Raw genomic sequence first — 12799 nt, 5'->3', positions numbered from 1 at the left:
CTGCGTCCGCAGCGCCAGACCTGGAGGTGTCCTGTGAGCAATAACACCGAACCGACGACGTTCACCGGCTGGGCCGCCACCTCGGCCGGCGCTCCGCTGGAGCGTTACAGTTACGATCCCGGCCCGCTCGGGGATGAAGAAGTCGAAGTCGCCGTGGAATACTGCGGCGTCTGTCACTCCGACCAGTCGCTGATCGACAACGATTGGGGCATCAGCCAATACCCGTTCATTCCCGGTCACGAAGTGGTTGGCCGCATCGTGCGTGCAGGCCCGCAGGTCCGCGGCCTCGAAGTCGGCCAGCGGGTTGGCATCGGCTGGTACAAGGGCAGCTGCATGCATTGCTCTTCCTGCATGGGAGGCTCGCATCACCTTTGCGCCACGGCCAAACCCACGATCATCGGCAGTCACGGCGGGTTTGCCGACCGCCTGCGCACCCATTGGGCCTGGGCACTGCCACTGCCCAAAGACCTCGACCCGGCATTGGCCGGCCCGCTGTTCTGTGCAGGCTCCACAGTATTCAACCCGCTCGTCGAATTTGATATCAAACCCACGGACAGGGTGGGTGTCGTCGGGATCGGCGGCCTCGGCCATCTGGCACTGCGGTTCCTCAATGCCTGGGGCTGCGACGTCACGGCGTTCACCTCATCTCTGAGCAAACAGGACGAAGCCAAGCGCCTCGGCGCCCACAAGGTCGTCGCTTCCACCGACAGCAATGCCTTGAAAGCGATTGCCGGTACTCTGGACTTCCTGCTGATTACCGCCAATGCCAACCTTGACTGGACGGCCATGCTCGCCACCCTGCGGGGCAAAGGTCGGTTGCACTTCGTCGGCATCGTGCCCGATGCAATTCCGGTGCATGTATTCAACCTGATTCCCCAGCAGAAATCCTTGTCCGCCTCGCCGGTTGGATCGCCCGGCACGGCAGCGACCATGCTGGAGTTCTGCGCACGGCATCAAATCCTGCCGCAGGTCGAGGAATTCCCAATGAGCAAGGTCAACGAAGCCATTGACCATTTGCGCAGTGGCAAGGCGCGATATCGGATCGTGTTGAACGCCAGCAAATGAATGAAAGGCGCGTGAGTGAAAAACTCACGCGCCTTTTTTTGTCGTGCACCCACCAAGCACATACGTGTCATGCACGGATATCAAGCTGGCGCCCAGCGTCGGTGCAACCCGCGAGCCAGCGCATCGAGGGCAAATCCGAGCACACCGATCAACAGCACCATCGCCATCAGTTCCGAGTACGCCAGTCGATCCCGCGTATCGAGGATGAAGTACCCCAGCCCCGCACTGACACCAAGCATTTCGCACGGCACCAGCACGATCCACAGAATACCGATGGACAAACGCACACCAGTCAACACATGGCCGATCACACCCGGCAGGATGACTTTGCGCAAGGTTTCCCAGCGAGTCGCACTGAGGCTGCGGCTCAGTTGCAGCCAACGAGGATCGAGTTGCCGTACTCCGGCGGCAGTGTTGAGCAGAATCGGCCAGATCGCCGCGAAGCTCAGCAGAAAGTAGATCGGTTGGTCGCCCACCCCCATCAGCATCACCACCACCGGCATCCACGACAATGGCGAGATCATTCTGAGGAACTGAAAGGCCGGTGTGGTGGCCGACTCGAGGTGTCGGTGGCTGCCGATCAGCAGCCCCAACGGCACGCCAATCAGCAAGGCCAGCAGCAAGCCGACCAGGATCCGTTTCAGGCTGACGAGCACATGCTCGTAGAGTTCGGCCCGCCCCAGTAATTCAAACAGACTGGAAAAGGTCGCCTCTGGAGAAAAACGCACTGCCAGAGCATCGCCCCCACCGACCAGATGCACCCCCAGCCACCACAGCAATAACAACCCCAGCAATCCTGCCGCACCCAACAACCCATGCGCGATGGGTGAACTCGGTTTGTTCATCAGAGACTGAACTCCTCGCTGCGCTCAAAGCCTTCGGGCAAACCGAACGCGTTCATCCCGCCGACCGCTGCGATGGCGTTACGCACAAAGCGGTCGTCTACCAGATCCCTGGCCGTGTGCTGCGGGTCGAGATTGGCGAGGAAGCCTTTGTCGCCCTCGATCAACGTGTCCTTGAGGCGTTTGATCAGTTCTTCGGTGTAACTGGGATAGGGGTAAGGTTGAAAGTCGATACGCTGTTCATCCCAATGACGGTGCCGGATTGCACCGCTGACCAGGTACTGCTCGCGCTCCCCGGTGGCCGGCGCCAGTACCCGGTCCAATACGCTCCGGGCGTGAGGTGTATAGCGATTGTCGCCGTCCCTGGATAACAGCTTCGCGGCTTCGGCGCGGTTGTCCCGGGTCCACAGCTGCGCCTTGACGATGGCATTGACCACCTTCTGCGACCACTCGGGCCGGTTGTTCAGATCCTGCTCGTGCATGAACACCACGCAGCAGGCGTGATTGCGCCAGACATCGCCGGTGAAACGCTGCACCCGCCCGACCTTGAGTTCTTCGGCCAGCGCATTGAACGGCTCGGCGACGATGTACCCGGCGATGCGTTTGCTGGCGAGTGCCGGCGGCATGTCCGAAGGTGGCAATACCAGCAGGTTGACCTCGTTGGCGGCCAGCACAGCGTTCGCCGGTTTGCTCACTGGCTGCAACCCGTGATCGCGGAACAGTTGCTGTACCACCACGTTGTGGATCGAGTACCAGAACGGAATCGCCACCGACTGCCCGCCCAGTTGCCTGACTTCGGTGATGCCCGGGGCCACGGTCAGGCCGGAGCCGCCGACATGGTTCCAGGCCACAACCTTGGCCGGCACCTTACTGCCGTAACGGGCCCAGACTGTCATTGGCGACAGCAGGTGAATTACGTTGACCTGCCCCGACAGGAACGCCTCGATCACCTGCGCCCAACTGCGCAACAGCACCGGGCGCTCGGCCTGGATGCCTTCGGCTTCGAACAGCCCATTGTTGTGCGCCACCAGCAATGGCGTGGCGTCCGTGATCGGCAGGTAGCCGATGCGCACCGGCGCATTCGGCTCCGACGCAGCCCGGGCATTGAGGCTGTTGAGCAGCGGCAGTGCGCCGCCTGCGGTCAGTAAGGCGCTGAGTTTGAGGAAGTCACGACGTGTGTGAGTGAAGTCGTCCAGGCACATGATCAATCTCCGACGGTTCGGGCAAAGGTTGGGTAAGTGGATTGCGGCTCGCCCGCCGAAGGGTTTTGAGGATATCGATACGCAGTGCACCCAGTTCGTCCACCAGCTCGGCGCGGGGCTGAGGCAGGTCGACGCGCCATTCGCCGAGGATCCGCGCCGGGCTGTTACCCAGTAGCAGAATCCGCCCGGAAAGCAGCAGGGCTTCGTCAATGTCGTGAGTGATCAGCAGCGCTGCAGTGTTGTGCTCGGCGATCAGTTGCAGCAACAGCTGTTGCATGTCGGCGCGGGTGATTTCATCCAGCGCACCGAACGGTTCGTCGAGCAACAGAACTTGCGGCTGCCGTGCCAGGCACCGGGCCAGTGCGGTGCGCTGGGCCATGCCGCCGGACAACTGCGCCGGGTGAAACTGCCGGACATGTTCCAGGCCGACAGCGGCGATGGCGTGGTCGACCCGTGCCTTGCGTTGCTCGGCACTCAGGTGCGGTTGACGGGCGAAGTCGAGGCCGAACGCCACGTTCTTTTCCAGCGTCAGCCAGGGCAACAGGCTCGGGTCTTGAAACGCCACCGCCACCCGTGGATGCGGACCGCTCAGCGGTTCACCGAGCACGCTGACGCTGCCGTGCTGCGCCGGTTGCAACCCCGCCAGCACCCGCAACAGACTGGACTTGCCGACGCCGCTGGGGCCGAGGATCGACACCACTTCACCCGGCTGCAACTGCAAGTCGAACGCCTCCAGCACCGTGTGCCAGCCTTCGGCGCGCGGATAGCCGAGACTGATGTCGCGGGCATGCAGCAACGGCTGAGTCATACCGCCGCTTCCCGTTTCTGCCGTTGCAGTTCGGCGCGCAATTGCACCAGGCTCGGCGTGACGATCGGCACGAACGCCGACTCGCGCCAGCGCCGGGCGAACCCGCTGCCATGTTCGGTCAGATAGGCTTTGCCGCCACTGGCCTGCAACTCCAGTTGCACAGCGCTGGCCGCCGATTCGGCAAGGGCAATGCGCAGTTGAAACAACGCAGCGGGCCTTGCCAGGAAGCGGCCATCGAGCAGGCCCTGTTTGAGTTGCTCCACCGTTTGTTGCAACTGTTCGCGCTGTTCGTGCAGCGGCTCCAGCAGGATCGAGCGACCGTCCTGCAAATGGCTTTGCACTTCGCTCAAGGCGCGCCGTGCCAGACCAATGGCCAGACCACATTGCAAGCCGAGAAACGCCGGACGCACCGCCGGCAGAAACGCCCGCGCATCGTCATGCAACAACCACTCGCGACCGACCTGCACCTGGGCAAAATCGATGGCCGCGGTGTTGCTCGACTGCAAGCCCATCAGTTGCAGATCCGCCGAACGCAACACGCCTGAGGCCTCGCCGGGAATCGCCAGGACAAACGGTGAGCCGCCCTCCTCGTGCTCAATCGCAGCGGCGACGACAAACCCGCTTTTGCGCAGATTGGTCACCCAATGCAACCGACCGTCGAGGCTCCAGCCGTTGCCTTCGGTGCGAGCGCGCACTTGCAGGGCTTCGATGCCTGCGAGGAATTTCATCGCGTTCGACAGCCCGGTCGCGCCGGCCAGTTCTCCGCTGATCAACGAGGGCAACAGCCGCTCGCGCAGTGCCACGTTCGGGCTCTGCAGCAGGTATTCGATAAACGCCCGCTGGCCCCAGAACACAAAAGCCGCTGCCAGCGAATGGCTGGCCACTTCGGCCAGCACTTCCACGGCGTCGCTGATGTCGCCGCCGCTGCCGCCCAATGACGGACTGATACCGACTCGCAGCACATCGGCCGCCGCCAGTTGTGTCAGCACTTGCTGCGGATCGCTTTCGCCCAGGTCCAGGGCCTGGGCGTGAGTGTCCAGCCATTGACTCAATGCCGGATCGAGCATGTCGTTTCTCTCCTTGTACGCAGCGTCAACCATAGACCACGCTGCCTGAATCGATCCGCCGGTCACGCGCGGTACGGCGCCAGCTCCGGGTTGAGCGGCGTATCGGCGAACACGTTGGCGAAGTTGCACAGGGTCGCCAGGCTCACGCCGAGAATCACTTCCAGCGCGTTGCCTTCGGTGTAACCGGCGGCCTTGAACTGGTTGTAGGTCTGCTCACTGACGTTGCCACGGGTGGCGATAACTTCACGGGTGAACGCCGCCAGCGTCTCAAGCTTTTGCTCGGGAACGGTCACCCGCTCGCGCAAGGCGCTGACCACTTCCTGCGGCAGTTTTGCCTTGTTGAGTGCAACGGCGGTATGACCTGCGACACAGAAATCGCAACCATGGTTAGTCGCTGCGATCAACTGCACCACTTCGCGCTCGGCCAGGCTCAGCTCGGCTTTGCCATTGAGCACCGATACCGTAACGTAGGTTTCCAGCGCGGCCGGCGCGTTGGCCAGAACGGCCAGCAGGTTCGGAATGAAACCGGAATTCTTCTGCGCATTCTCAAGAAACGGCCGGGCCGCTTCGGGCGCGCTTTGCAAGGTGTGTAGTGTGACGCGTGACATGGGCTGGACTCCTGTAGTCGGGGTGTCTGGCCAGTCTGTTGGTTATAAGAATTCCGATCCATATTCTAAAGTAGCGATTACTTGCTCCTGAGTGTTTCCATTAGATGATTTCGCCCAGCCCACTGGTTGATTGGTTATTAGAGAGCCTCGAACTCGACGCCAGCCTGTTTCACGTCGGACGCTATTGCGGCGCCTGGCACGCCAGCACGCATGGCCTGGCGCGGGCCAGTTTTCACCTCATCGTTCAGGGCCATTGCTGGCTACACATCGAGGGCGAGACTCAGGCCTTACGCCTGAATGCCGGCGATGCGTTGTTCCTGCTGCGCGACCTCAACTATCGGCTATCCAGCGCTGAAGACTCAGGCATCGCGCGGACCTTGCCGCGCATGACCATGACGGCTCTGGACAGACAGGCAGTGGATGGCGTCGGGCTGGTCTGCGGGTTCTTCCACTTCAAGTCGGGGCTGTCGTCGCTGATCATCGAAGGCCTACCGCACTGGATCGTCCTGCGAGCGGGAGATCCTTCTTCCAGTGCGGCGCGGGCCTTGTTCGAGTTGATCCTGGAAGAATGCGAACGCCAGCCGACGCCCTCTTCGGCGCTGCTGGAGCGGCTGAGTCATCTGCTGTTTCTGTATGTGCTGCGCCAGCAGATGGCCGACAACCCGTCACTCGGCGGTCTGGTAGCGCTGGCGCGCAATCCGCAATTCGCGCCGCTGCTGGACCGACTGATCGAGCAACCGCAACTGCCGTGGTCACTGGAAAGCATGGCGGCCTGCATCGGACTCTCACGCTCGGCGTTTTTCAAACGCTTCAACGAACTCGCAGGCCAGTCGCCAGGACAGGTATTGCTGGCACTGCGCATCCGCCATGCCTGCCAGTTGCTGAAGAACAATCACACGGTCGAGCAGGCTTGCGCTGCCGTGGGCTATCAATCGATTGCCGCGTTCACACGGGCGTTTGCCAAGTCGGTGGGGGTGCAACCGGGGGCTTATCGCAAACAGCATGAGGGGCGCTGATTAAATAACTTAAAAGAATTAATAAATACAAAATCAGTATTTATCGTTATAAAAATATCGGCGTACTCTCAGTTCATCCCGTCATTGATCACAGTGAAGTGCGCCATGAATCCAACCGACAACCTGATCGACTTCGCCGCCTACCGCAAACGCCGTCAAGCCCAGCAACGGGCTCGGGCCATGTGGGAAATGTATGCGCGCAACGCCGGCTACCAGGCTTTTCAGTGGGTGCAGGCCGCTCGTTCCGACGAGCCGCGTCAAGCGTGAACGCACGTGAACCCTCGCGCTTTCTGGCGAGCGCCGACGAACCCGTGCTGGATCTGAACAACCTCGAATCACTGGAAGAAGACCCGATCTGCGAGCGCGTCGCGCAGAACCTGCAACGCCTGCGTGGCAAGCGGCATCTGTCGCTGGATGCCCTCGCCCGCCAGTGCGGCGTGAGCCGGGCGATGCTGGCGCAGATCGAGTCCGGCCGCAGCGTGCCGTCGATCAAGGTTCTGTGCAAAATTGCCAAAGGCTTGAAGGTGTCGGTAGCAGCGTTTCTGGAGCACCGCGCATTCGAAGGTGTGGCCGTTTTGTCGGCGAGGCAGAGCAAGCGACTGGTCAGTGCCAATGGTGCGTTCGTCAGTCGTGCACTGTTCCCCTTCGACATGGCGCGCCAATCGGAATTCTACGAATTGCGTCTGAGCCCGCTGGGCGAGGACCACTGCGACGGCCACGCCCCCGGTGTGCAGGAAAATCTGGTGGTGGCCCAGGGCGTACTGGAAATCAGCGTCAACGACGAGCGCTATCTGCTTTCGACTGGCGACTCGATCCTGTTTTACGCCGACCAGCCCCACCGTTATCGCAACCCTGCCGACAGTGAAGCAGTGGCGTATCTGGTGGTGACCTACCCCGAACGCCTGGACTGACAAACAGACAGACAGCAAAAAGCCCGACCGGGATCATCCCGGTCGGGCTTTTTCATGCCTAAAGAATCAGCAGGTGCAGCACATCATCGGCATGCCGTTGCAGCTCATCATCATGGGCATGCTGCAATCGTTCATCATTTTCATCATCAAGGCACAGCAGTTTTTCATCATGTCCATGTTCATGCCCGGCATCGGCATGATCTTGCACATCATGCTGTCAGCCATCATGGTGCATTCCATCACGCACTTCATCGATGGCATCGGCATGCCCATCATCGGCATTGGCATCATCATGTTCATCATCGGCATGGCCATGGCCGCCGGGGACATGCACATCATGCTCATGTTGCCGCAATGCATCATCATCGGCATGCCGCAGTCCATCATCATCTGCATCATTTCAGCGCTGTTCTTGAACATGGCCATGTCCATGCCAGCGGCCGGCATCATCTTGCACATCATGCCGTCGTCCTTCATTTCGCAGGACATGGTTGCCATCATCATCGGCATGCCTGTCATCGGCATCATTGGCATGTTGGCATTCATCGGCATTGGCATCTGCATGGCGTTCATCATGGTGAAGCTCCCTGAGGATTCAAGAACTGAATGAGAAGTTGATGGAACGGATTCTAAGGGTTGGAAAATCCGCAACAAGCTGTCCATCGAACAGCAAAAAGAGCTGTTCAAACGCTTCAAGTGCAGCGTTCCGTGCGACTTGAACCGTTGCAGCATCAGATCAGAAGCAATGACAGATCCGGAAAATGCGTCAGCAGTTTTTTGCATGTCATAGATATTCGATCCAACACCAAGCAAATAACTCAAAGAAATAATCGTTCTAACCAGCGGGCATTATTTTTACCTTGCCTGCTTATTCCATTAGTGCAACAGCGATTCACTTTTTAATCTTTTATCGCTATTAACCGCCCCCTCTATAATTCGGGACAGTTCTTAACAATAAGGAAGTTCCATGCCGCAACGTTTTCTATTGGCAGCACTGTTTCTGGCGATCGCCGGGTGTGCCAGCCCTTCTCCGGTTTCCGTGCATACCAAAGATCCCGTCAGTTCCACCCTGCAAGGCGACGCCACGCGGCCGGCGCAGGCGCAGTGGGTGCGCACCGAGTTGTACTTCTCGGTGGGGCCGCTGGAAGGCAAGGACAGTGTGGTGAGCCCGGCGCGCTGGCGTGAGTTTCTCGATCAGGAAGTGACGTCGCGGTTCCCGGACGGCTTCACCGTGTTCGACGCTTATGGACAGTGGAAGGATCACGGCGCGAAAGTGCCCGAACGGCTTGCGACCAAGGTCATCGTTATCCTGCACGAAAGCAGCCCGAAGCGTGAGAGCGACATCGAGGCGATTCGCTTGGCGTACAAGCGCATTACGGGTGATTTGTCGGTATTGCGTTTGTCTCAGCCGGCGGCGGTATCGTTCTAATCGGTGGTGTGTTGAAGAGCCTGCCGAGGTGTCGACACCAGGCGGCTCAATCCGGCCAGCAACAACGCGCCAACCACCAACACCCCGATCCCCAAAAATGCCCCCACCCCCACCACCGTCACGCTGGAATACAGCATGAACAAGCACAACCCAAAAAACAGCAGCGGCAGCAGCGGATAAAGCGGCACCCTGACCGGCCGGGGCACCTCGGGAAAGCGCCGCCGCAGAATAATCAACGCCAGGCTGCTCAAACTCAGGAACAACCAGTACACCGGCGTCAGGTACTCGACCATGGTATTGAAACCGCTTTGAGTAAAACTGCCGAACAGCACCAGCAACAACGCCACCGCCCCTTCCGCCAGCAACGCCTTGCGCGGTACGCCATCACGCTCGTCCCATTCACCGAAGCGGTGCAATTGCGGCACATCGCGGGCGGCGGCGTAGGTAGTGCGGGCGCCGACCAGCAAGGTCGAGTTGATGGTAGCGATAGCCGCGATACCGACCATCAGCAGAATCAGTAGCACGCCGGGGGCCCCAAAGGCGCGGTTCAACAGTTCCACCGCCGGCGCATTGCTTGCTGCCAGGCCTTCGAATCCAAGACCTTGGACGAACGCCCAATTCAGCGCCAGATAGATCGCCATCAGCACCGTCAGTGCACCGAGCATGGCGATGAAAATGCCGCGTCGACCATCGCGCACTTCGGCGGACAAAGTCGCCGCATCGCTCCAGCCGCCGAACGCCAGAAACACGAAGATCATCGCCGCAGAAAACCCTGTCGCGCCCGTGCGTTCGGGCACGACCGGATCGCCGGACAGCGTTGGTTCGATCCCTTGCCACGCCAGCCAGACCCCGGCACTGGCGATGCTCAGAAAGCCTACGGAAAGCAGCCCGACCAACACAGACTGAGTAATGAAACCAATGTGTTTGCCCGTCAGATTCAGCAGCATCAACGCGGCGATGATCGCACCGGCAAACACCCCCGATCCGTAATGCCCCAACGGTACGACCGCATTGAAGTAGTCGGCAAACATGAATGCCGACAACGCGATCCACCCAGTGTGCATCACCGAAAATCGCGACCAGGCAAACAGGAAACCCATGCGTTCTCCATAAGCGGTGCGTAGGAAATGATAGTCACCGCCCGGATGCGGAAACGCGGTCGCCATCTCGGCAAAGCACAAGGCCCCGGCCATCGACGCCAGTGCGCCGAGTACCCAGACCCAATAGAAAAGTTCCGGCCCGACATTCAAGGCAACGGTCGGCGCGGTTTTGAGAATGTCGGTGGTGATGACCATGCCGAGCGTGATCAGCAACGCCTGAAACACCGGCAGATGGCGTTGGGGGCCGTTGGTTTTGCTCATGGTTCATCCTGCATGCTTCAATCCTGCATAGGGGTCCGCCATCCATGGCGGCAAGGCTCAGAAGCCGTAAGTGGCGGTGGCGTAGTAATAAGCGCCGTTGGTGCCGATCGGCGACAGCACGTCGTACGGCAGGTTGCCACCGTAGTTGATGGCCGAGCCGGAGCGTTCCGGGTAGTTGTCGGTCAGGTTGTTGCCGCCCAGGGCGATGCTGAATTTCGGGGTGATTTTGTAGGTCACCTCGGCGTCCAGTTGCCACACCGCGCCGTAGGTTTGTTCAGGCTGCGAGTCGCCAAAATCGAACACCCGAGTGGTCTCGCCCTGACGGGTCAGACGGCCGAGCAGGCCCCAGTGCTCGCTGGTCCAGTTGGCGGAGAACACGAAGCGATCCTTGGGCGCGGCGTCGGTCAGGGTATTGCGCTCCTCGACGCCGACCAGCGCGTCGTTGCCGATCCCCAGTGCGGTCAGTTGCGACGGCGTGCCTTTGGTACTGGTGACCTTGGTGTGGTTGTAGGTGTACGCGGTGGTCAGGCCCAGTTGCCCTTCGTAGAACGGCTGATGATAGTTGAGCACCAGTTCGGCACCGTCGGTGCGGGTGTCGGCGGCGTTGGTGAAAAAGTTGACGTCGTGGACGCCCGGCACGCCGAAATTGTCGTTGATGTAGTTTTCCAGCGCGTCGCTGCCGATGCGCTGGGACAGAGTGATGCGGTCTTTGACGTCGATGCGGAACACGTCGAGCGACGCATCGAAGCGTTCGTTCAACTGGAACGTCAGGCCGAGGCTGAAGTTCTTCGAGGTCTCCGGATCGAGTTTCTCCGCGCCCAATGCGCGGGCAATCGGGTCATTGACCGACAGCACACGGATGTCGGTGAGCGTGCCGCCGTCGCCGAAGTTGCTGGTGGTGTGCTGGAAACCGCTCTGAGCCAGCGATGGCGCGCGGAAGTTGTTCGACACCGCACCGCGCAACGCCCATTGATCGGTCAACTTGTAGCGACCGCTGAGCTTGCCGGTGAGTTTACTGCCGGCGTCGTCGTAATGTTCCCAGCGCGTGGCGGCGTCGACGAAGAAGCGGTCGGTGAGATCACCGGACAATTCGGCGTAGGTGCCGAACACGTTGCGATCCAGATCCGACTCTTCACTCGGGCGCAGACCGTTGGCGCCATCGGCCCCGGAGCCAATCCAGGAGGCCTCGTCCCCGGCAAACGTCAGGTAGTTCTCGTAGCGATACTCACCGCCCACCGCCAGCACAAACGAGCGACCGCCGAGGCGCAGTTCGCGACTGAAATCCAGGTTGGCCGTGGTCTGGCGCAACTCATAATCACCCGTGTCGAAGCGAGTCGGCGAGTCCGCGCCGAGGCTGACGTTGAGGGTGCGACGGGTCGCTGATTCGAAACGGTTGCGACCATGGGTCAGGCTGCTGTCGAAGTCCCAGTCCTCACCGATCAGGCCTTTGAAACCGGCGGTGGCAGAAATGTCGGTGTTGTCGCCAAGGGATTGTGGCAGGTAGCCATTGGGGTAGAACTGCGGTTGCTCGGACGGGTAACGATAGAACTCGGCGCCGGTGGTGTGGCGCTGGTTGTAGGTGCCGAAGCTGTAGGCCTTGCCCCCGGCCAGCGGCAATTCGCCGTTGAACCAGGCGTTGACGTCTCGCGCCACGCCATCGCCCATCACGTAGTTGCGCTGGCCCGGGGTATCGGCGAAACCGTCGAACCCGGCACGGTTGGTCGGATTGCGATCCTTGTACTCGGTGCCGCCGCGAATGAAACCGCCCTCCTCGCCCAGCCGCGTACCGATCTTGGCGGTGGTCACGCTGTTCTGGCCATCGGTGGTGGTTTTGCCAATGGCGTCCTGATGGGTGTGGTAGGCGCCGTAGCTGGTGGAGACTTCGCCGCCTTCCGGCGCGTCGTCGAGGATGATATTGATGACCCCGGCAATCGCGTCCGAGCCGTACTGCGCCCCCGCGCCGTCGCGCAGTACTTCAATGCGTTTGATCGCGCTGATCGGGATCGAGTTGAAATCCACCGGCGCTGTGCCGCGACCGATTTTCGACGAGTCATTGACCACTGCCGAGGTGTGGCGGCGCTTGCCGTTGACCAGCACCAGCACCTGATCCGGGCTCATGCCACGCAGTTGAGCGGCGCGCACGTGGTCGGCACCGCCGGAGTTGGACTGACGCGGAAAACTGAACGACGGCAACAGCGTCTGCAATGCCTGGCCCAGCTCGCCGCCACTGGCGCCGGCGGTCTTCAGGTCCTCGGCGGTCAACACATCCACCGGCACCGGCGAATCCAGCACCGTGCGCGCGGTGCCCCGGGTCCCGGTGACCAGCACGGTACCCAGCCGTGTGTCATCGTCGACGCGCGCGGAAGTCTCTTCGGCTTGCGCAGGAAGTTGCCAGATTGCACTGACAACAGCGATGGCGAGTAATGAACGCGAACGGTGAATCATGCGACAGCTCCTTGAATCGCAGTTAATAACCGGCCGCTGCCGAAT

The 12799-nt window shown here is 60.8% G+C and carries 13 protein-coding genes; 5 read left to right on the top strand and 8 right to left on the bottom strand.

What is annotated here, in order from left to right; translation table 11 throughout:
- Positions 1 to 33: 33 nt before the first annotated feature.
- Entirely contained in the window at positions 34 to 1065 is a 1032-nt protein-coding gene (locus NH234_RS13460) for an NAD(P)-dependent alcohol dehydrogenase (protein WP_367256964.1), read from the top strand.
- Positions 1066 to 1145: 80 nt separating this feature from the next.
- Here the strand turns inward: NH234_RS13460 and NH234_RS13455 are convergent, their stop codons facing one another.
- From NH234_RS13455 to NH234_RS13435, 5 genes are all read right to left on the bottom strand, one after another.
- Positions 1146 to 1910, bottom strand: a complete 765-nt coding sequence (locus NH234_RS13455) for an ABC transporter permease (protein WP_367256963.1) — start codon at positions 1908 to 1910, stop codon at positions 1146 to 1148.
- Positions 1910 to 3109, bottom strand: a complete 1200-nt coding sequence (locus tag NH234_RS13450; RefSeq protein WP_367256961.1) for an ABC transporter substrate-binding protein — start codon at positions 3107 to 3109, stop codon at positions 1910 to 1912. The genes NH234_RS13455 and NH234_RS13450 overlap by 1 nt, the downstream gene beginning before the upstream one ends.
- Positions 3075 to 3917, bottom strand: a complete 843-nt coding sequence (locus NH234_RS13445) for an ABC transporter ATP-binding protein (RefSeq protein ID WP_367256960.1) — start codon at positions 3915 to 3917, stop codon at positions 3075 to 3077. The genes NH234_RS13450 and NH234_RS13445 overlap by 35 nt, the downstream gene beginning before the upstream one ends.
- Entirely contained in the window at positions 3914 to 4984 is a 1071-nt protein-coding gene (locus NH234_RS13440; protein ID WP_367256958.1) for an acyl-CoA dehydrogenase family protein, read from the bottom strand. Before NH234_RS13440 ends, NH234_RS13445 begins: the two co-directional genes overlap by 4 nt.
- A gap of 62 nt (positions 4985 to 5046) precedes the next feature.
- Positions 5047 to 5592, bottom strand: a complete 546-nt coding sequence (locus NH234_RS13435; protein ID WP_367256957.1) for a carboxymuconolactone decarboxylase family protein — start codon at positions 5590 to 5592, stop codon at positions 5047 to 5049.
- Positions 5593 to 5696: 104 nt separating this feature from the next.
- Between NH234_RS13435 and NH234_RS13430 the strand changes: the two genes are divergently transcribed.
- The 3 genes from NH234_RS13430 (at position 5697) to NH234_RS13420 (ending at position 7519) form a co-directional block, all read left to right on the top strand.
- Positions 5697 to 6608, top strand: coding sequence for a cupin domain-containing protein (locus NH234_RS13430; RefSeq protein WP_367256955.1), 912 nt, complete (start codon positions 5697 to 5699; stop codon positions 6606 to 6608).
- Positions 6609 to 6713: 105 nt separating this feature from the next.
- Positions 6714 to 6875: a hypothetical protein gene (locus tag NH234_RS13425; protein WP_170929559.1), complete on the top strand. Its 162-nt coding sequence runs from the start codon at positions 6714 to 6716 to the stop codon at positions 6873 to 6875.
- Between the two features lie 53 nt (positions 6876 to 6928).
- Positions 6929 to 7519 (top strand): helix-turn-helix domain-containing protein, encoded by a 591-nt coding sequence (locus NH234_RS13420; protein WP_170929571.1) that lies wholly within the window; start codon positions 6929 to 6931, stop codon positions 7517 to 7519.
- Positions 7520 to 7585: 66 nt separating this feature from the next.
- Here the strand turns inward: NH234_RS13420 and NH234_RS13415 are convergent, their stop codons facing one another.
- Complete coding sequence (locus NH234_RS13415; protein ID WP_367257166.1) at positions 7586 to 8095, bottom strand: hypothetical protein; 510 nt, start codon at positions 8093 to 8095, stop codon at positions 7586 to 7588.
- Between the two features lie 391 nt (positions 8096 to 8486).
- On the opposite strand from NH234_RS13415, the gene NH234_RS13410 reads away from it, so the two are divergent.
- Positions 8487 to 8948: a DUF3574 domain-containing protein gene (locus NH234_RS13410; protein WP_085734003.1), complete on the top strand. Its 462-nt coding sequence runs from the start codon at positions 8487 to 8489 to the stop codon at positions 8946 to 8948.
- On the opposite strand, the gene NH234_RS13405 is transcribed toward NH234_RS13410, so the two are convergent.
- Both NH234_RS13405 and NH234_RS13400 read right to left on the bottom strand, forming a co-directional pair.
- Positions 8945 to 10309: an APC family permease gene (locus NH234_RS13405; RefSeq protein ID WP_367256953.1), complete on the bottom strand. Its 1365-nt coding sequence runs from the start codon at positions 10307 to 10309 to the stop codon at positions 8945 to 8947. The two genes, NH234_RS13410 and NH234_RS13405, sit on opposite strands and share 4 nt — an antisense overlap.
- A gap of 57 nt (positions 10310 to 10366) precedes the next feature.
- Positions 10367 to 12754: a TonB-dependent receptor plug domain-containing protein gene (locus NH234_RS13400; RefSeq protein WP_367256951.1), complete on the bottom strand. Its 2388-nt coding sequence runs from the start codon at positions 12752 to 12754 to the stop codon at positions 10367 to 10369.
- Positions 12755 to 12799: the final 45 nt, after the last annotated feature.

The organism is Pseudomonas sp. stari2, from assembly GCF_040760005.1.
GTDB lineage: Bacteria > Pseudomonadota > Gammaproteobacteria > Pseudomonadales > Pseudomonadaceae > Aquipseudomonas.
Note: the sequence above shows the minus strand (reverse complement) of the source record. Positions and strands in the feature narration are given on the sequence as shown.